Raw genomic sequence first — 19,098 nt, 5'->3', positions numbered from 1 at the left:
TGTAGCATCGGCATCGATGGGCTTTGCACGAAGAGAGCGTTTTCCCTGGCAATTGCGATCACGGAGATTGTCGCTCGGTGAGCGCACGCTGGTGATGGGTATCGTGAACGCCACACCCGACTCCTTCAGCGACGGAGGCCACTACGATCCCGTAGCTCATGGCCTGCGGCTGCTCGAAGAGGGCGCGGACATCCTCGATCTTGGCGGTGAATCGACGCGTCCGGGTGGCGCGGGCGAGGTCAGCGGAGAAGAAGAGCAAAGCCGTGTTCTCCCGGTGATTAAAGCCCTCGCAAAAGCCGGGGCGGTTGTCAGCGTGGATACCTATCGTGCTTCCACCGCACGGTTGGCCATCGAAGCCGGAGCGGAGATTGTGAACGACGTCTCCGGTCTGCTGTGGGATCCCGAGATGGCGTCGACCTGCCGCGCATTGGGCTGCGGCGTCGTCGTGATGCACACACGCGGCAAGCCGTCAGAGTGGGCTACGCTCCCACCGATGACAGCGATCGTGCCAACCGTTGTTCGTGAGCTGCAACAGCGCATCGCAGAGAGTGGCATTGCACGCGACCGCTTGATCGTGGATCCCGGCTTCGGCTTCGGCAAGCGCGGGGAAGAGAACTTCACGCTGATGGCGGGCCTGGAAGGCCTGAAGGAGATTGGCCTACCGATCATGGCCGGCGCGTCACGGAAGGGCTTTCTCGGCGGCGAAGTGCGAGACCGGGAGTTTGCCACGGTGGCAATGCACACGGCAGCGATACTTTCTGGAGCACACGTCATTCGTGTTCATAACGTCAAGGCAGCAGTACAAGGAGCCCTCATCGCTGACGCAATTCTGCTGGGCCTCTAAATACCAAGTCACCCATACACCGGGTGTCCCATGTCCCTCGGGGACATGGGCCCGGCCTTTACTTTCCATACCGAAGATCTCAAAAACCGTGGCAAAGCTCTGATCGAAAGAACCGGTTCGAGCTCCGCTCGAATACCCAGGTCCCCGAGGGACACCACCCCAACGAACAAGTTCGTCGGGGACCCCGGCCCGTGGGGCACCCAATTCTTCTGATTCAAAATTTCTAGGCTCTAAAACAATGGGCCGCGTGGTCGTCGACCATACCGATCGCTTGCATCCACGCATACACAATCACAGGCCCCACAAATTTGAATCCCCGCTTGCGCAGGTCCTTTGAGATCAACTCCGATGCCGGTGTCTGCGCGGGAACATGACCGGTGCGGTTGACTGTCGGTTTTCCGCCGGCGAGCTTCCAGTAGTACTTTCCGAAATCCTCTCCGTTCTTTTCCATCGCGAGGAAGATCTTCGCGCCCTCAATGGTGGCCACAATCTTGGCGCGGGCGCGGATGATGCCTTCATCCTGCATCAGGCGCTCGATGTCCTTTTCCGTAAACTTCGCCACCTTCGCCGGATCGAAGTCCTTGAAAGCACGGCGGAAGCCTTCGCGGCGGCGAAGAATCGTCTGCCAGGAGAGGCCGGCCTGAAAGCCTTCCAGCATCAGGCACTCCCACATGGCGCGGCTGTCGCGCTCCGGACGGCCCCACTCCTTGTCGTGATACTCCCGCATCAACGGGTCGGAACCTGCCCAGGTACAACGTACTTTTTCAGCCATCAGAGCTTCGTCCCGCAGTCGTTACAAAACTTAGCTGTCGGCGACGCACTTGTACCGCACGAAGGACAAGCGCGCGCGACCGGCGCTCCACACTCACCGCAGAACTTTCCACCGGTCAGCGGAGCCTTACAGGCATCGCAGACCGCCGCTGCCGCAGCCGTTGCCGGATTGGCAGACGCAGGCAGCTGCCGGACGTCATGGCCTTCGATCTCGGCGTTGCCGTGATTGAACTCCACCTGCACATCCGGGCGTACGTCGATGCCGGAGACATAGTCGGTCGTCGCAGCCTTGTCCTCCAATTGCTGCTGCGAGGCGCGCAACTGGGCATGGGTGCGCTGCGAGATGATCTCCTGCTCGTACTTCGGAGTGCAGCCGGTGCACTGCTGTGCCCGGGCATTCCAGCAGATCTCGTTGCAGACCCACTTGCCGCAACGCTGGCAGCGGGAGAACTTCTGCTTTACCTCGGCGACCGCCTCCTGCAGCGCCGAGTCGTGCGCCTTACCACCGATGGCCCGCTGAATGTCGTACGCCGAGTCGCGGGCTCCACCCAGAAAGCCTCCGAAGATACTGCTGGCTGCCTCCAGAATCGAGCCCGCCGCCCCCAGGGCGGAGGGCTTGTAGCTCGACATATAGCCGGAGCTACAGTGATCGCAGCGGAACTCGAACTGATAACCACGGTCGGTTGAGTGGTCGGAATAGTTGCGGACGAACTCGATCATCGCCATCGGCGGGGCTCCGTTGCGCTGTAAGTGATTGTTGCTTCGCCCACTTAATGTACCGCGAGAGGGAGGTATTTTCCGGGTTTCGTACCTGATTTCCTCATCAGGATTTACCGCAGAATAATGGTAGCCTGAAGGCGAAGGAAAAACGAAATGCTGATTGCTCTGGCGGCGCTGGAAGGCTTGACGTTGTTACTGGTACTGGCGCTGTTGCTGCGCAAGCAGGCTCCCGCTGTCGACCCCGGGCAGATGCTCCGGCTGGAGACGAAGACTGACGCCCTGGAGACCGCCCTGCGCAATGGCTTCAGCGATGCCCGGCGAGAGGCCCAGGAAACGACCTTACGCACCCTGGAGGCCAATGCCAAAGCCGCCAGCGAGCTGCGGACCGAGGTGACCGACAGCATCTCCAAGCTCAGCACCGTCCTTACCGGCGGCCTGGACAGCTTCCGCGCTGACAACAAGAGCTCCGCCGTGGACCTGCAGAAGGCTATGAACCTGCAGATGGACTTCCTGCAGAACCGTCTTGGCCAGTTCGCTGAGGCGCAGCACCAGCAGGCGACCACCCTGCGCGAGAGCCTGAACTCCAAGCTGAACGATCTGAGCACGAGCAACACCCAGCACCTGGACAAGCTGAACCGCGACAACGCCGCCAAGCTGGAAGAGATGCGGCAGACCGTCGATGAGAAGCTGCATGCCACACTGCAGACCCGTCTGACCGAGAGCTTCGGGCAGGTAACGGACCAGTTGACCAAGGTGCACGCCGGACTGGGCGAGATGTCCAAGCTCTCCGAAGGTGTCGACGACCTGAGCCGCATCTTCACCAACGTGAAGTCGCGCGGCGGTTTCGCCGAAGTCCAGCTCGGCATGCTGCTGGAGCAGATGCTGGCGCCCAGCCAGTACCTGCAAAATGCCCGGGTCAAGGCAAACAGCCTGGAGGTCGTGGAGTACGCTGTCCGCTTCCCCAGCCCCCAGGGCGAAACCCTGCTGCCCATCGACGCCAAGTTCCCGCGCGAAGACTGGGAACGTCTGGAAGCGGCCTACGAGCGCGGCAATCCGGAAGAGGTTCACACCGCAGGCAGGGCCTTCGAGGCCGCCATCCGGACCGAAGGGAAGCGCATCTGCGACAAGTACATCCAGCCGCCGGTGACCACGCCGCACGCCATCATGTTCCTGCCGACGGAGGGCCTGTACGCTGAGGTGATGCGCCGCGACGGCCTGCAGGCGGAGATTCAGTCCAGGTGCAACGTCACCATCGCCGGTCCGAGCACATTATCAGCCATTCTGACCAGCTTCCAGATGGGCTTCCGCATGCTCGCCATCCAGGAAAAGGGCGACGACGTCTGGAAGGTGCTCTCGAAGACACGCAGTGAATTCAGCAAGTTCGGCGACCTGATGTCGAAGATGGAAAAGCAGGTCAGCACGGTGCAGAACACCATCGAGAGCCTGAATGTCCGCACCCGGGCCATCAACCGGACCCTGCGGGAAGTCGAGATGGATGCAGGCAATCCGGGCGATGGAGACGAGATTCCGTTCCCGGAATTGGGGAACATGGCCCCCCTGCTGGCCGCATCGGAAGAGGAACCGTTTTAACCCGGTTCGTTTTCCTTTGCACCCGGTTGTTTTACACTCAACAGGGCGTTTCGTATCCTAAGATTTCGCGGAAATTGGCCGCGTACGGTCGCAGACGCATCAGGTTTTTGCAGTACCGAGATTCATAGAGGGAAAGAGACAGGAGACTCAACTCATGGCAGATGTTTCAGAAAAGGTGAAATCAATCATTGTGGAGCAGCTTCAGGTGGACGAGGCCGAGGTGACCCCCGGTGCCAGCTTCCAGGAAGACCTGGGCGCCGACTCCCTGGACGTCGTCGAGCTGGTCATGCAGTTTGAGGAAGCCTTCGACATCCAGATTCCGGATGAAGACGCCGAGAAGATCAAGACCGTAAAGGACGCGATCGAGTACATCGAGTCGCACTCGAAGAAGTAACCAAAGGAATCACGTGGAAAAGCGTCGCGTCGTTGTAACAGGCCTGGGCCTGATCTGCGGTGTCGGTAACACGGCCGTGGAGGTTTGGGATGGACTGATGGCCGGCAAGAGCGGTATGGCGGAGATTACGGCCTTCCCTCTGGAAGGCCACCCCGTCCGCTTTGCCGCCGAGGTCAAGGACTTCGATCCATACAAGTTCATCGATAAAAAAGAGGCCCGCAAGATGGGCCGCTTCATCCACTTCGCCATCGCCGCAGCCGAGGAAGCGATGCAACAGAGTGGATTGAAGGTCACCCCCGAAAACGCCGAGATGGTGGGCGTGCACATCGGCTCGGGCATCGGCGGTTTCGATGTCATCGAACGTGAGCACACCAACCTGATGCAGGGCGGTCCACGCAAGATCTCACCCTTCTTCATTCCGGCTTCCATCGTGAACCTGGCTGCGGGCCATGTCTCCATTCGTTTTGGAGCCAAGGGACCGAATGAGGCCACAGCCACGGCCTGCACTACCAGCGCGCACTCCATCGGCGACGCATACCGCATCATCGAGCGCGGCGATGCCGACGCGATGATCGCCGGCGGCGCCGAGGCAGCTATTACGCCCATGGGCGTGGGTGGCTTTGCCGCGATGAAGGCGCTCTCCACCCGCAACGACGACCCGACACACGCCTGCCGGCCCTGGGACAAGGACCGCGACGGCTTCGTGGTGGGCGAAGGCGCGGGCATCCTGATCCTCGAAGAGCTGGAGTTCGCCAAGAAACGCGGCGCCACCATCCTGGCCGAGGTCGTCGGCTACGGCATGAGCTCGGATGCCTACCATATGACCGGTATGGCTCCCGAGGGCGAAGGCTGCTACCGCGCCATGGCCAATGCGCTGAAGTGGGCAGGCATCAAGCCGGAGCAGGTTGCCTACCTGAACGCACACGCTACCAGCACGCCGCTGGGCGATGCCCTGGAGTCCAAGGGTATTGAGAACCTCTTCGGCGAACACGCGCTGAGCCACAAGCTGCTGGTTAGCTCCACCAAGTCGATGACGGGCCACCTCCTGGGCGGCGCCGGCGGCCTGGAGGCGGGCATCACGATCATGGCGATGCAGAAGAGTATCGCTCCGCCGACGATGAATCTTGAGAACGTAGATCCGGAGTGCAAGCTGAACTACGTTCCCGGAAAGTCGCAGTCCGTGGAGATCGACTACGCTCTGTCGAACTCTTTCGGATTCGGCGGAACCAACGGTTCGCTGGTCTTCAAAAAGTGGTCTGAGTAATTTTCATACGATACAAAAGCAAAAGCCGCGAGAGTAATCTCGCGGCTTTTTGGTGTCGCATACAACTTCAACTTGTCATCCTGAGCGTACGGGGTCCCCGGCGAACTTTGTTCGCTGGGGTGACGAAGCGAAGGATCTGCTTTCTTGCGTAACTCATAAAAGCAGGTCCTTCGCTACGCTCAGGATGACAGCTCTAAAGATACTGCCTCAACTAAACGCAGCCGCGAAGCCGACTTTCATAAGCACGACCAGCGTCCACCAGATAAAGACGGCGATGATCCCTTTGCGGATCGGCAGCTTTGCAACGATCGCGCAGCCGATTCCGAGCACGATGTACTCCCAGATCTCGAAGATGTCGATTGAGGTCAGCAATGCATACAGCGGCCCGCTGTGATGATCGAGGTAATACCCGAGATTTGTACCCACCGGATCCTGAAAGGTGAAAATCTCCGGCGGGTCCGTCACCCACAACATGAGTGTGGCCAGCAGAAGTTTCGTAACAGCGATCAGGGAACCATACATCATCACGGCGAAGAGCCGGCCATAGGTTGCTTCGCCGCCGAAACCGAAGTTCACCGTCCCCCAGAAGAAAAGCGTAAACAGCGCACCGAAGATGACAAATACCGCCGGGAAGGCATAGACGGTGAATTTCATACCGATCACCTGCTGCTTCTGGACCGTTGCCACCTGTTCGGCCGTCATACCCTGCACCCGTTCTTCCATCTTCGGATTGGCTTTGATGGCGCTGTCGGCCAGAGCGTCATATCCGACACGCGTAGCCGCACTGAAGGTAAAGATGTAGGAGCCCACGATGATGAGCAGAATGGGCAACAGCACGTTACGGCTGCGATAAAGAATGTCGGTAAAGGTCTTTGACGGAGCGGTAAAGGTGTAAATGACCCGCTGAATCTGCGAGAGTCCTGGCTCTGCGGTGGGAACTGTGGCTTCAGTCATAGGCGCCTTTCTCTGTGCGAAGCGATTGTAGGCCGAAACGCCCGTCCGGCCATCATGAAAATGGACAAGCGGCCGTTCTATCATGCGAATGGCATGAGTGTTGAATCCAAGATCGAAGCCCGAATCGAATCGCTGCGCGAAGCCCTGCGTCACCACGAGTACCTGTACTACGTCGAGGACTCTCCCGAGATCTTGGACGCTGAGTACGACACTCTGATGAACCAGTTGAAAGCTCTGGAGGCGGAGCATCCAGAGCTGATCACACCCGACTCGCCAACGCAGCGCGTCGGCGGGCGCCCGAAAGAAGGTTTTGCCAAGGTGGCGCACTCGCGCCCCATGCTCTCACTCGATAACGCCTACAACGAGGCGGAGCTGCGCGCCTGGGCCGACCGTGTACATGCCGCACTGCCTGCAGGTGAGACAGTCGAGTTCGTCTGCGAGTTGAAGCTGGATGGCCTCTCGCTGGCGCTGCATTACGGAGCTTCAGCGAATGGAGCCTCCGTACTGCAACGCGGCCTCACACGTGGCGACGGTACGACAGGCGAAGACGTTACGACCAATGTCCGTACCATCCGTAGCGTGCCCCTTGCGGTCTCTGCCGCGAAGCTGAAGAAGGCCGGCATGCCGCAGCAGTTCGAGGTCCGCGGTGAAGTGGTGATGCCGCAGGCCGCCTTCCAGAGGATGAACGAAGAGGCAGTCGCGGCGGGTCTGCCGGTAAAGGCGAACCCACGCAATGCCGCCGCCGGCACAATCCGGACACTGGAACCAAACATCGTCGCCCAGCGTCGGCTCGACTTCTACGCCTACTTCCTGTTGCGCGAAGGCGAGACACTTCTGCCGGGCCAGCAGGAAACGCTCGATGCCTTGAAGACGGCGGGCTTCCGCGTGAACATGCATGGCTCCTCCGCGAAGACCATCGATACAGTCTTGAAGTTCATTGAAAAGGCCGAGGCCCAGCGTGACGATCTCGGTTACGAGATCGATGGTGTCGTCGTAAAAGTCAATTCAACGGCACAGCAGGCGCGGCTGGGATTTACCGGCAAAGCTCCACGATGGGCGATCGCCTATAAATTTGCAGCCCGTGCAGGCGTGACGCAATTGAAGGGCGTTGGCTTCCAGGTAGGACGCACCGGCAAGCTGACTCCTGTAGCGCGTCTGACACCTGTCTTCATTGGCGGCACCACCGTCAGCAATGCAACACTGCACAATGCCGACGAGATCCAGCGTCTGGGTGTGCGCATCGGCGACTGGGTGCAGGTCGAACGCGGCGGCGATGTGATTCCGAAGATCGTGAAGGTGGACGAGAGCCATCCACGCGGAACCGAAGAGATTGAGTTCCCGACACACTGCCCGGTCTGCGACGAGCCCGTCGTTCGTGAGGAAGGCGAGGTGGACTGGCGCTGCGTCAATGCCAGTTGCCCGGCACGCCTGCGCGAAGAGCTGCTGCACTTCGCATCGCGCGGTGTAATGAATATCGAAGGTCTGGGAGATGCGCTTGTCGCGCAGCTACTCGGGCAGGCAGAGATGGCCCCCGCCGAAGGGGAGGAAGAGGCCGCGGAACCGGTCGCTCGCAAGGCGCTGATCCATTCCGTCGCCGATCTGTACACCCTGACGATGGATCAGTTGCTCACGCTGGAGCGAATCGGTCAGAAGTCGGCGCAGACACTGCTGGATGAGATCGAGCGCTCGAAGAAGAATCCGCTGTGGCGTGTCCTTCTGGGTCTGGGTATTCGTCATGTCGGCGAACGCACCGCACAACTGCTGGCCGAAGAGTTTGCCTCACGCGGGCAAGACTACGAGGCCATGCAGGCATTGATGGATGCCACCGAAGAAGAGCTGCAGCGCGTGCCTGAGATCGGTCCTAAAGTCGCGGAGGCCATTCATGAGTTCTTCGCGGGCCACAAGAACCGGCAGCTCGTAGAGCGTCTGCACAAGCTTGGCTTCAGCTTTACCGCGGAAAAGCGTCAGAAGACCTCCCAGCTTGAAGGCATGACCTTCGTACTCACTGGAACGCTGCCTACACTCAAGCGCGAGGATGCGAAGACGATGATTGAAGCAGCCGGAGGAAAAGTCTCAGGCTCGGTCAGCAAGAAAACAACTTATGTCGTCGCAGGAGATGAGGCGGGGTCGAAACTGGACAAGGCCAACGAGCTCGGTGTGAAGGTGATTGATGAAGCCGCCCTTCTCGCCATGTTTGGTCAATGAGCGTCCAGCTCGACCCGTCTTGTTTTAGGTTGTCACCCTGAGCCTTAGCGAAGGACCTGCTTCGAGAAGATATAAGGCATGAACCAGCGCGTTTCCGGTTCGCGCAACGCGCGAATGCCTTGCTTAAGGGGACGGCTTCAGCCGTCCCATAGTGGCATCGGTAAGGACCGAGGCTTTAGCCGCTGAGGTCAATCATTCCGCTCAAGTACCTCAGCGGCTAAAGCCGCAAATCCTTCAAGCACTGTTTTGGCACAGCTGAAGCCGTGCCCTTAAGCAAAACAATGGCGCTTGGGCGGAAAGCCCGCGAAGGCTCGATAGCAAAAGCAGATTTCTCTATCCCCACACCCTAGTGAGCGTCCAACTCCACCTTGCCAATATGCTTCGGCGGACGTTTCAACAACAGCACCAGCGGCAACACACCAAGCAGCACATACGCAAACAGCTTGTACTGATCCATATACGCCAGCAGCTCCGCCTGCCGTTGTAACTGGTGATAGACCAGCGCCAGTCCTGCGTAACTCGCATCCGGCGTAGCACCGCCCACCGCTCCACCCAACGCATGCGCCGCCTGCATCGCAGCCACGTTGCTGGCGGTGATGTTCGAGGACAAATACGCCTGGTGTGTCTGCGCCATACGTTGCAGGAATGTACTTGAGATCGCGATGCCGATGCTTCCGCCTTCGTTGCGCACCAAGGCATAGATACCTGCGGCGTTGCTGGTCTGGTCTCCAGGCAGGAAGCGGAACATGATGGTACTGAGCGGCACAGTCGTAAGGCCCACACCCATCACCTGCACGATGCGCGGCCAGATCATGTCGCTCATGGCCACATCCAGGTTTCCGTGTGAGAGCCACCATGTGCCCAGCGTGATCATCGCAATGCCCATCGCGATCATCCGTCTCGCATCGGCGCCACGGCTAAGCAGCCAGCCAACGAGCGGGACCTCCGCCATCGTCACCAGACCTGCGGGCGACACGGCGATACCGGCCGTCGTCGCGTCATAGCCAAGCAGTTGCTGCATGAACTGCGGCAGAAGAAATGTCGTTGCATACAGAGCGGTATAAAGCGCCAGCACGATGGTGCAGCAGATGGCGAAGTTGCGCTCGCGCAGCAGGCGCAGGTTCACCACCGGCTTATCGACACGCAGCTCCCATACGATGGCGCCCAACAGGCAGCCAACGGCGATGATGCTGCTCCAGGTGATGAAGGTGGAACCGAACCAGTCGAGTTCCTGTCCCTTATCGAGGACGATCTCAAGCGCACCCAGGCCGATAGAGATCAGTGCCAGGCCGCCGAAGTCGACCTGCAGCGGCTTGCCCTTCTGCGCCTTGCGTGCCGCCGTGAGATGCGGTGGATCGTGCAGCACGATGCGGGTAAAGAAGGCGCAGGCGATGCCGACAGGAATGTTGATGTAGAAGATCCAGCGCCAGGAGTAGTTGTCGGTAATCCATCCACCGAGTGTCGGACCGAGCACGGGAGCGCACAGGATGGCGACGGTATAGACGGCCATCGCCATGCCACGTTTGTTACCCGGAAAGGTATCGGCCAGGATGGCCTGCACGGAGGGCTGCAGGCCACCACCGGCCAGTCCCTGCAGAACGCGGAAGATCACCAGCATCCCCAGCGTAGGCGCTAATCCGCAGGCTGCAGAGAACGCAGTAAACAGAATCACAGAGCCGAGATAAAAATTCCGCCGGCCAAGCACAGACGAGATCCAGCCGCTGATGGGCAGGATGATGGCGTTGGCAACGAGATAGGTCGTCAGCACCCAGGTGCTCTCGTCCTGTGAAGCCGAGAGCGAGCCAGCGATGTGCGGCAGGGCAACGTTGGCGATGGAGGTATCGAGCACCTCCATGAAGGTGCCCATGGTTACAACCAGCGCAATAATCCATGGATTGAAATGCGGAATAGCCGCAGCCGGCTTCTCTGCTTGAGTCTCCAGCGGAACGCCCGGCTCGGACCCCTGCGCCGATTGGCTGAGCTCTTCTTCGGCTTCGAGAATCGCAGACTGGTTGGTCATAAAAATGACTGGCTAGTCATTAGAGAGGTAAAACCCGGCCGGGATTCATTATGTTAGCTTGGCTTGAGTGTCCGTCCGACCGAAATCCCGTCGCCAGGTTCTAACGGATTTTCGCCGTTCCGAGATCCTGGATGCTGCCCTGAAACTCTTTGGCAAGAAGGGGTTTGCGGAGACCCGCATGGACGACGTTGCCGAAAAAGCCAAGGTCGCCAAAGGGACGCTCTATCTCTACTTCTCCTCCAAGGAAGAGATCTACGAGGCCGCCGTCCTGCAGGCCATCGAGGAGCAGCGCGAGCGCATTCGCGAGGCACTTGAAGGCGTGACCGGAACTGCGAACCGCCTGCGTGTCCTGCTGCAGATCCGTATGAGTTTCTGGGAGACGCAGCCCAATGTCTACCGCATGCTGGTGACACTCGGCCGCGAACGCAGCCACCGGAAACAGACCCACACTCTGCTGCAGGCCACCGTGCGGGAGCTGGTGGGGATCTTCGAAGACGGCGTCAACGCCGGTGAGATTCCAGCACGCGACTTCGAGCCGATCGGATGGGCTGTGATGGACATGCTGCGCGGCATGAATGAACGCCGTCTCTACGGCGAGGCCGACAGCACTCCGGAACAGGACACAGCAATTCTACTTTCGCTGGTGCTGCCTGCTATCGGCCTTCGCACTCAGGCGTAGTCTTCGCGATAGGGCGTGAAGACGTCCAATACCTCACTGGCCTCAAACGCACGCGCCTGATGCACGGCGTCCCCAGGCACGATGATGCTGTCACCGGCACGCAGCGTGTGATCGCCGTCGGGTGTGGTGAGCACGATGTGTCCGCTGACGACAAAGACCAGTTGCTGATGCGGATGCGAGTGCGCCGCACCGACCCATCCGGGCTCCATGGTGTGCCGGACGAGCATCATCTCCGGCGTATAGCTCATCACCTGGCGCTTCAGGCCGGGCTCTGGATTGGTCATCTGTTCGTTATTGCGGTGCACCACATCGCTCATGGCTTCAGCATACGTGATGCCGGTAGGAGCAGCGGCACCGATTTGAACGATGCATCTTTGTTTGTCATTTCGCAGCGAAAGCGGAGAAATCTGCTTCCGCGATAGAGCGGACCTTCGGCCCGCTACTATCTCTCCCCAGACCTGGAAACGCCAATGGTGTTCCGTCTTGCTTAAGGGCATGGCTTTAGCCATGCCGTACCGACGTGAGAAGATACGCGGCTTCAGATGGGATGAGACGGCTGGCCTCGCGAAGCAGCTAAGCTGTTCGCACGCACTCGGGGTGCTCAAGGAGACCAGCCGATGAAGAAGGTTAGCAAAGCGCAGTGGTTAAAGGAAATGGGGAGTGACAGGCCAGCGCTGACGGTAGGGCTTGATTTAGGGGACCGTTACAGCCACTACTGTCTGTTGAACGCAGCGAAGGAAGTGATGGAGGAAGGTCGTATCCAGAGTACGGAGGCGGCGTTCCGACGTCATTTCGAGGGCGAGGAGCGGCAGCGAATAGCACTGGAGTGCGGCACGCACTCTCCGTGGGTAAGCCGTTTGCTCAAGTCTTTAGGTCATCAGGTGATCGTGGCCAATGCGCGCAAGATCGCGGCGATCAGCTCGAGTGAATCGAAGAACGATCGCAACGATGCCGAGCAGCTGGCTCGCTTCGCGGCGTCTGATCCTAAGTTGCTGGCGCCGCTGCTTCACCGCAGCATGGAGCGGCAGCAGGACCTGAACCTGATCCAGGCGCGGGCTACGCTAGTACGTGCGCGGACGATGCTGGTCAACGCGTTGCGTGGCCTGGTCAAAAGCGCCGGTGGCCGTCTGCCGGCCTGTTCCACCGAGTCGTTTCCTGTGCGGGTGCGGGCATCGATTCCGTCTGTGCTGACGACGGTAGCGGTTCCGTTGTTGGAGCAGATCGCGACGTTGAACCGTCAGATCGACAGTATGGAAGAACAGATCGAAAAGCTGGGTACCAGGTATCCGGAGATCGGTGTGCTGCGTACGGTTCCAGGCGTGGGTCCTGTGGTGGCGGCCACGTATGTACTCACGCTGGACCGGCCCAATATAGCAAGCAACCGTTCCGCAGGTGCGTGGCTCGGTCTGCGACCCGGACAAAGTCAGTCGGGGGACTCGGATCCGGAGTTAGGCATCTCCAAGACCGGCAACCGATATTTACGAAGTCTGCTGGTGCAGTCGGCGCAATACATCCTGGGTCGCTTCGGTCCTGACTCAGCCTTGCGTCGCTGGGGCCTCAAGCTGGCATCCAGTGGAGGCAAGAGAGCAAAAAAGCGAGCTATCGTGGCGGTGGCCCGTAAACTGGCGGTCCTGTTGCACAGCATGTGGCGCAGCGGACAGAGCTTCCAACACTTCCCTCAACCTGCAATGGCCACCGTAGCCTGAACCGCGGATCGGCCAAAGCAGAACAATCTCGTGTCCGGGTGACTGCGCTCAGCGGCTGGGCCATACAGGTCGTGCTTCAGATAGCAGCCCCAATTCATCACCATCGGGTCCCAACAGGCACCGAGTCCCTTAGCGGCTCACTGCGAGTGCGGATAGAAGCCCCGAGATGAATCCAAAACACAACCGCAACTGCAAATACAAAAACTCTATGAAGGAAAAAACTTGACCCATACAGCCGTCTCATAGAAGCCGCTGAGGGCAATGTTCCGTGTCCAGTATGGTCGAACCTCAATCGTTCAGCATTGTGGCTTAGGAAGAAGCCCGGCGCTGCACAATCACCGCCAGGCCGGCTCCGATTAAGAGCAGCAGTGCTACTGTTACCAGGCCGCTGCCATACCCATGTCCTCTGTCTGAGAGCCAGCCCAGCAGGAAGGGGCCGACGAAGCCGCCGAGGTTGCCCAGGGCGTTTACCAGTGCGATTGCCGGTGCTCCGAGTTCGCCTGGGAACTGCAGTGTTACAGCTGACCACAGTGCCGGTGTTGCCGCGAGTCCACCGCCTTCGGCCAGAGCGAAGCTCGCCACCAGCATGGCGATGCCGATGGTTCCGGAGACATGCGTTGCGGGAATCGAGAGCAGAAAGCCAATTGCCGAGATCGCGATGGGAGCTGAGAGTCCCCATGAGGGCTGGCCCTTGCTGTCTGAAAGCCGTGACCACGCGAACATGATGATGGCAGCCAGAAGAAAGACAGCCGCGACTGTCCAGCCCACCTGAAGCTGCGGGAGGCCGAGGCCGCTGAGCATCTGCGGAAGCCAGAAGACCAGGCCATAGAGGCCGATCTGGGTGGTGAAGTACACCAGTGCAAAGAGATAGATCGCCGGGCTGGCATAGAGCGAAGCTTCGGTGCCGGTGTATCCGATCTCACTGGCCTTCTGTTCTCCGGCAGCGATTGCCGTACGCAGCGCTATGCGTTCGTCTTCGCTCAGCCACTGCGCCTGCTGCGGACGATCGGTCATGCAGAAGGGAACAATGACGGAGAAGAAGAGGGCGGGCAGGCACTCCGCGATCAGCAGTATCTGCCAGTCGCGCAGGCCTGCGACTGCTCCGTGATGCAGGATGGCGCTGGAGAGCGGGCCGCCGAAGATATTTGCCAGCGGAATAGCGAAGATGAACCACGCGATCAACTGTGTACGCTGGCTTCGCGGAAGCCAGATGCTGAGGTAGTAGATGATGCCGGGATAGAAACCCGCCTCTGCGACACCCAGCAGAAAGCGCAGCACCAGAAACTCAGTGGGTGTGTGGGTGAAGGCGACAAGGCCCGAGAGCACGCCCCACACCGCCATGATGATGGCGATCCACTTGCGTGCGCCGAAGCGGCGCAGCGCCAGGTTTGACGGTAGCTGAGCACACAGATAGCCGGCGAAGAAGACGCCGCTGGCCGTCCCGAAGAGGGTGCCGGAGTAGCCGAGATCACGCCGCATGGCCGCGGCGGCAAAGCCGATATTGACGCGATCCAGATAGGCGATGAAATACAGTACGAGCGTGAGCGGAAGGATGCGCCACGCAACCTTGTGAACCACTGCGTCTATTTTGGAGGTCACGCAGTCATGTTACCGTGGGTGCAAAAAAACAGAAGCCGACTGTTTCCTCGAGGGCACTTGTACGAAACTACATGGACAATCCAGGGGGAACGATGTACCTTGCAGGTTACCGAGCGGGCCCGCTTTTCGTGTCGGACTCTGACGAATGTGGAGCTGTATGGTAACGCATCCCCCTACCGGAGCAGTACCGGCTGCGCTTCCCCCGAACGAGGATGAACGTCTTGCAGTCTTGCGTAGCCTCTGCATCATGGACACGCCCTCCGAGCCGGCTTTTGACCAGCTGACAGCGATGGCGGTCAAGATCTTTGCTGTCCCTATCGCATTGATCTCACTGGTCGATAAGGATCGCCAGTTCTTCAAGTCGGTCCAGGGAACTCCTATCCGCGAGACGCCGCGCGATCTCTCCTTCTGTGCGCACTCGCTGCTGACGGAAGGCGAGACTATCATTCCCGATGCGCGTCTTGATCCTCGCTTCGCGACCAATCCCTTTGTGGTGGAAGAGCCGTATGTCCGCTTCTATGCCAGCTCTCCCATCATCACGCCCAACGGCATACGGCTCGGCAGCTTCTGCATCATCGACCGCGAGCCGCGCACGCTGAATGAGCGGGAGACGGAGCTATTGCGCCACCTGGCCAGTGCAGCTTCCTATCTGATCGACCAGCGCACCACTGCATTGCAGCTTGAACAGGCGAAGCAACAGATCGATCTCGCCAGCGAACGTTACCGGCTGGCTACCAGCGCGACCTCCGACGGTATCTGGGACTGGGATCTCCGCTCCGGTCAGATCTATCTCTCAGCCCGCTGCAGCGCGCTGCTTGGTTATGGCGGGCAGGAACGTATTACCAGCCTGCGCGGATGCTACCGGCATATCCATCGGGGCGACCGTAAGCGGATTCATGAAGAGATCGCACACGCGTTGCACGGCCAGCAGAACTTTAGCTGCGAGTTCCGTTATCTGCACGGCGATGGTGAGTGGCGCTGGGTCGAGTGTAGCGGGCTGCTGTTGAGTGGCGCGGCCGGTGAGCCGCAACGCATGGTGGGTGCGTTGAGCGACCGTAACCGCATCCGTGCCATGGATCCGCTGACCCATCTTCATAACCGGGCATCGTTCATTGACCGAATCCAGAGCCGCATCGACAAGTCTTCCAGCGAGGACGAGATGTATGCCGTGATCTATGTCGACATCGATCACTTCAAGCGCATCAATGACAGCCTGGGGCATGCAGAGGGCGATATCGTGCTGCTTGAGATTGCAGCGCGTATCCGTAAGAGTCTTGCGGACCGGCCGCATAGCTGTGCGGCGCGTCTCAGCAGTGATGAGTTCGCCATTCTGCTGGCGCATGCTCCCGGCGAGGAGGACATTGCTGCCTACGTGCAGCGATTGCAGGAGATGCTGCAGGCTCCGGTGATGAGCCGGGAACAGACACTCTTCCTCTCGGCCAGTATCGGAATTGCTACCGCGGATGCCTTGGTGCGCGATGCGCAGAGCATGCTGGAGAACGCCGATCTTGCCATGTATCACGCCAAGAACTCCGGCCGCTCGGCCCACGTGGCCTTTGCTCCGCACATGCGCGAGGATGCGGCAAAACGGGTGCAGCTGGAGCTGGATCTGCGGAGGGCGCTGGAGCGTGACGAGATTGTCCTCTACTACCAGCCGAAGGTGGCATTGCGTAGCGGGCAAGTGATTGGCTTTGAGGCGCTGGTGCGCTGGAAGCATCCCGATGGAGAGATGATCTCGCCGGCGGAGTTTATTCCCGTGGCCGAGGAGACGGGCCTGATCCGCGATCTTGGCATGCTCACGCTGCGGCAGGCGATCCGGCAGGCGGAGCAGTGGCGCAGGGATGGAATCCTGACCGATGAGATGAACGTCGCCGTCAATATCTCCGGACGGCAGATTGGTGATAAGGGCCTGGTGGGCTTCATTCGCGATCAGTTGCAGGAGAGCGGACTTCCGCCGCATAGCCTGCGGCTGGAAGTGACGGAGAGCCTTCTGATCAATAGCGATACCACCACCGGCGAGTTCTTCCGCGAGATCAAGGCGCTGGGTATTGGTATCGATATGGACGATTTCGGCACCGGCTACTCCTCGCTGAGCTATCTCCACCGCTTCCCCTTCGATGCCCTGAAGGTGGATCGCTCATTCGTGCAGCGCATCGACCAGACGGAAGAGAGTTTGAGCCTTCCACGATCGATTGTGGCTCTGGGAAAGGCGCTGGGGATGCGTGTGCTCGCCGAGGGTATCGAGAACATGGAGCAGCTGACGCAGCTCATCCGTATTGAGTGCGGATACGGGCAGGGCTATCTCTTCTCGAAGCCGGTTCCAGCGGAAGAAGTGCCGGAGATGATGCGGCATCTCGATAGCAAGATGCGTACGGAGCTGATGGCTTCGTAGGGGCGAATTGAATAATGGAATAAGTGAAGGATTGAATAAGGGCCGCGCACAAGCGCGGCCTTCTCGTTCTGGCACCTAAGATGGGTCGGCAACGTGTGTATCGTACCGTACCTCAGCGGCTTCTATGAGACGGCTGTATGGGTCAAGTTTTTTCCTTCATAGAGTTTTTGTATTTGCAGTTGCGGTTGTGTTTTGGATTCATCTCGGGGCTTCTATCCGCACTCGCAGTGAGCCGCTAAGGGACTCGGTGCCTGTTGGGACCCGATGGTGATGAATTGGGGCTGCTATCTGAAGCACGACCTGTATGGCCCAGCCGCTGAGCGCAGTCACCCGGACACGAGATTGTTCTGCTTTGGCCGATCCGCGGTTCAGGCTACGGTGGCCATTGCAGGTTGAGGGAAGTGTTGGAAGCTCTGTCCGCTGCGCCACATGCTGTGCAACAGGACCGCCAGTTTACGGGCCACCGCCACGATAGCTCGCTTTTTTGCTCTCTTGCCTCCACTGGATGCCAGCTTGAGGCCCCAGCGACGCAAGGCTGAGTCAGGACCGAAGCGACCCAGGATGTATTGCGCCGACTGCACCAGCAGACTTCGTAAATATCGGTTGCCGGTCTTGGAGATGCCTAACTCCGGATCCGAGTCCCCCGACTGACTTTGTCCGGGTCGCAGACCGAGCCACGCACCTGCGGAACGGTTGCTTGCTATATTGGGCCGGTCCAGCGTGAGTACATACGTGGCCGCCACCACAGGACCCACGCCTGGAACCGTACGCAGCACACCGATCTCCGGATACCTGGTACCCAGCTTTTCGATCTGTTCTTCCATACTGTCGATCTGACGGTTCAACGTCGCGATCTGCTCCAACAACGGAACCGCTACCGTCGTCAGCACAGACGGAATCGATGCCCGCACCCGCACAGGAAACGACTCGGTGGAACAGGCCGGCAGACGGCCACCGGCGCTTTTGACCAGGCCACGCAACGCGTTGACCAGCATCGTCCGCGCACGTACTAGCGTAGCCCGCGCCTGGATCAGGTTCAGGTCCTGCTGCCGCTCCATGCTGCGGTGAAGCAGCGGCGCCAGCAACTTAGGATCAGACGCCGCGAAGCGAGCCAGCTGCTCGGCATCGTTGCGATCGTTCTTCGATTCACTCGAGCTGATCGCCGCGATCTTGCGCGCATTGGCCACGATCACCTGATGACCTAAAGACTTGAGCAAACGGCTTACCCACGGAGAGTGCGTGCCGCACTCCAGTGCTATTCGCTGCCGCTCCTCGCCCTCGAAATGACGTCGGAACGCCGCCTCCGTACTCTGGATACGACCTTCCTCCATCACTTCCTTCCCTGCGTTCAACAGACAGTAGTGGCTGTAACGGTCCCCTAAATCAAGCCCTACCGTCAGCGCTGGCCTGTCACTCCCCATTTCCTCTAACCACTGCGCTTTGCTAACCTTCTTCATCGGCTGGTCTCCTTGAGCACCCCGAGTGCGTGCGAACAGCTTAGCTGCTTCGCGAGGCCAGCCGTCTCATCCCATCTGAAGCCGCCTACCTTTCGCCTCCCCTACGACACGGCTGAAGCCGTGTCCTTAAGCAAGACATCCGCACCTGCCGGTGCGGACCGGCTTACGCGGTCGTGGCTCAGTGGCGCACTTGCAGGCAGACAGGCAAAGAGGACTTGGATAAAGCGCCGAAGGCGCTACGTTTTGCTTAAGGGCACGGCTTTCAGCCGTGCCGAATCAAAGCCGGAAGATAAGCGGCTTCAGCCGCTGAGGTACGGTTTTCCCCTTGAAGCCCAGATGAATTTGATAATCGTTATCAACGATCTAAGCCTCATCTCGTCCTGTGATCGCCCATCCGTTCGCTCCTCTGCTTACGTTTCCCGCACACCACGGTCTATCTGAATGAGATTGATTTCCTGACTCCGGAGTCAGAGATAGATGCGAACTGAAGTGTTGGGTGCAAA

15 protein-coding genes are annotated in these 19,098 nt (G+C 59.5%); 8 read left to right on the top strand and 7 right to left on the bottom strand.

Translation table 11 applies throughout. From position 1 onward, the window contains the following. Window positions 1-67 precede the first annotated feature (67 nt). On the top strand, window positions 68-844 hold the full coding sequence (gene folP, locus FTW19_RS04780) for a dihydropteroate synthase (RefSeq protein ID WP_246153567.1): 777 nt from the start codon (window positions 68-70) through the stop codon (window positions 842-844). 223 nt (window positions 845-1,067) lie between these two features. Here the strand turns inward: folP and FTW19_RS04775 are convergent, their stop codons facing one another. Together FTW19_RS04775 and FTW19_RS04770 are read right to left on the bottom strand one after the other, a co-directional pair. Then, on the bottom strand, window positions 1,068-1,616 hold the full coding sequence (locus FTW19_RS04775; protein WP_147646575.1) for a DNA-3-methyladenine glycosylase I: 549 nt from the start codon (window positions 1,614-1,616) through the stop codon (window positions 1,068-1,070). After that, a complete protein-coding gene (locus FTW19_RS04770) occupies window positions 1,616-2,341 on the bottom strand; it encodes a zinc ribbon domain-containing protein (protein WP_147646574.1) in 726 nt (241 codons plus the stop codon). The genes FTW19_RS04775 and FTW19_RS04770 overlap by 1 nt, the downstream gene beginning before the upstream one ends. 147 nt (window positions 2,342-2,488) lie before the next feature. Here FTW19_RS04770 and rmuC point away from each other — a divergent pair, with 147 nt between their 5' ends. The 3 genes from rmuC (at window position 2,489) to fabF (ending at window position 5,583) form a co-directional block, all read left to right on the top strand. After that, window positions 2,489-3,925, top strand: coding sequence for a DNA recombination protein RmuC (gene rmuC / locus FTW19_RS04765; RefSeq protein ID WP_147646573.1), 1,437 nt, complete (start codon window positions 2,489-2,491; stop codon window positions 3,923-3,925). A 154-nt stretch (window positions 3,926-4,079) separates the two neighbouring features. Beyond that, window positions 4,080-4,319 (top strand): acyl carrier protein, encoded by a 240-nt coding sequence (locus FTW19_RS04760; RefSeq protein WP_147646572.1) that lies wholly within the window; start codon window positions 4,080-4,082, stop codon window positions 4,317-4,319. Between the two features lie 13 nt (window positions 4,320-4,332). Beyond that, window positions 4,333-5,583 carry a beta-ketoacyl-ACP synthase II gene (gene fabF / locus FTW19_RS04755; protein ID WP_147646571.1) on the top strand — a complete coding sequence of 417 codons (1,251 nt, stop codon included), beginning with the start codon at window positions 4,333-4,335 and terminating at the stop codon, window positions 5,581-5,583. Window positions 5,584-5,790: 207 nt separating this feature from the next. Here fabF and FTW19_RS04750 read toward each other — a convergent pair whose 3' ends face one another. Further along, window positions 5,791-6,537 (bottom strand): YIP1 family protein, encoded by a 747-nt coding sequence (locus FTW19_RS04750; protein ID WP_187143284.1) that lies wholly within the window; start codon window positions 6,535-6,537, stop codon window positions 5,791-5,793. A gap of 93 nt (window positions 6,538-6,630) precedes the next feature. Here FTW19_RS04750 and ligA point away from each other — a divergent pair, with 93 nt between their 5' ends. Beyond that, window positions 6,631-8,742 carry an NAD-dependent DNA ligase LigA gene (gene ligA / locus FTW19_RS04745; protein ID WP_147646569.1) on the top strand — a complete coding sequence of 704 codons (2,112 nt, stop codon included), beginning with the start codon at window positions 6,631-6,633 and terminating at the stop codon, window positions 8,740-8,742. 346 nt (window positions 8,743-9,088) lie between these two features. Here ligA and FTW19_RS04740 read toward each other — a convergent pair whose 3' ends face one another. Then, window positions 9,089-10,762, bottom strand: coding sequence for a DHA2 family efflux MFS transporter permease subunit (locus FTW19_RS04740; protein ID WP_147646568.1), 1,674 nt, complete (start codon window positions 10,760-10,762; stop codon window positions 9,089-9,091). A gap of 67 nt (window positions 10,763-10,829) precedes the next feature. Between FTW19_RS04740 and FTW19_RS04735 the strand changes: the two genes are divergently transcribed. After that, window positions 10,830-11,441, top strand: a complete 612-nt coding sequence (locus FTW19_RS04735; protein WP_147646567.1) for a TetR/AcrR family transcriptional regulator — start codon at window positions 10,830-10,832, stop codon at window positions 11,439-11,441. Here FTW19_RS04735 and FTW19_RS04730 read toward each other — a convergent pair. Continuing rightward, window positions 11,432-11,758, bottom strand: coding sequence for a cupin domain-containing protein (locus FTW19_RS04730; RefSeq protein ID WP_147646566.1), 327 nt, complete (start codon window positions 11,756-11,758; stop codon window positions 11,432-11,434). The genes FTW19_RS04735 and FTW19_RS04730 overlap by 10 nt on opposite strands. Before the next feature lie 300 nt (window positions 11,759-12,058). Here FTW19_RS04730 and FTW19_RS04725 point away from each other — a divergent pair, with 300 nt between their 5' ends. Then, window positions 12,059-13,147, top strand: coding sequence for an IS110 family transposase (locus FTW19_RS04725; RefSeq protein WP_246153538.1), 1,089 nt, complete (start codon window positions 12,059-12,061; stop codon window positions 13,145-13,147). A 309-nt stretch (window positions 13,148-13,456) separates the two neighbouring features. On the opposite strand, the gene FTW19_RS04720 is transcribed toward FTW19_RS04725, so the two are convergent. Next, window positions 13,457-14,746, bottom strand: coding sequence for an MFS transporter (locus tag FTW19_RS04720; RefSeq protein ID WP_147646565.1), 1,290 nt, complete (start codon window positions 14,744-14,746; stop codon window positions 13,457-13,459). A gap of 157 nt (window positions 14,747-14,903) precedes the next feature. Between FTW19_RS04720 and FTW19_RS04715 the strand changes: the two genes are divergently transcribed. Next, window positions 14,904-17,138, top strand: coding sequence for a sensor domain-containing phosphodiesterase (locus tag FTW19_RS04715; protein WP_187143282.1), 2,235 nt, complete (start codon window positions 14,904-14,906; stop codon window positions 17,136-17,138). A gap of 368 nt (window positions 17,139-17,506) precedes the next feature. Here FTW19_RS04715 and FTW19_RS04710 read toward each other — a convergent pair whose 3' ends face one another. Next, window positions 17,507-18,595: an IS110 family transposase gene (locus FTW19_RS04710; RefSeq protein ID WP_246153518.1), complete on the bottom strand. Its 1,089-nt coding sequence runs from the start codon at window positions 18,593-18,595 to the stop codon at window positions 17,507-17,509. Window positions 18,596-19,098: the final 503 nt, after the last annotated feature.

This window comes from Terriglobus albidus (genome assembly GCF_008000815.1).
Taxonomy (GTDB): Bacteria; Acidobacteriota; Terriglobia; order Terriglobales; family Acidobacteriaceae; genus Terriglobus; species Terriglobus albidus_A.
The sequence above is the reverse complement of the archived record's forward strand: the minus strand, read 5'-3'. Positions and strand labels throughout refer to the sequence as shown.

Bases quoted from the DNA above. Each gene is read 5' to 3' on its own strand.
- FTW19_RS04750 (WP_187143284.1), bottom strand. From the start codon at position 6,537: ATGACTGAAGCCACAGTTCCCACCGCAGAGCCAGGACTCTCGCAGATT.
- FTW19_RS04715 (WP_187143282.1), top strand. From the start codon at position 14,904: ATGGTAACGCATCCCCCTACCGGAGCAGTACCGGCTGCGCTTCCCCCG.
- FTW19_RS04740 (WP_147646568.1), bottom strand. From the start codon at position 10,762: ATGACCAACCAGTCTGCGATTCTCGAAGCCGAAGAAGAGCTCAGCCAA.
- FTW19_RS04730 (WP_147646566.1), bottom strand. From the start codon at position 11,758: ATGAGCGATGTGGTGCACCGCAATAACGAACAGATGACCAATCCAGAG.
- FTW19_RS04770 (WP_147646574.1), bottom strand. From the start codon at position 2,341: ATGGCGATGATCGAGTTCGTCCGCAACTATTCCGACCACTCAACCGAC.
- FTW19_RS04775 (WP_147646575.1), bottom strand. From the start codon at position 1,616: ATGGCTGAAAAAGTACGTTGTACCTGGGCAGGTTCCGACCCGTTGATG.
- FTW19_RS04725 (WP_246153538.1), top strand. From the start codon at position 12,059: ATGAAGAAGGTTAGCAAAGCGCAGTGGTTAAAGGAAATGGGGAGTGAC.
- ligA (WP_147646569.1), top strand. From the start codon at position 6,631: ATGAGTGTTGAATCCAAGATCGAAGCCCGAATCGAATCGCTGCGCGAA.
- FTW19_RS04760 (WP_147646572.1), top strand. From the start codon at position 4,080: ATGGCAGATGTTTCAGAAAAGGTGAAATCAATCATTGTGGAGCAGCTT.
- rmuC (WP_147646573.1), top strand. From the start codon at position 2,489: ATGCTGATTGCTCTGGCGGCGCTGGAAGGCTTGACGTTGTTACTGGTA.
- FTW19_RS04710 (WP_246153518.1), bottom strand. From the start codon at position 18,595: ATGAAGAAGGTTAGCAAAGCGCAGTGGTTAGAGGAAATGGGGAGTGAC.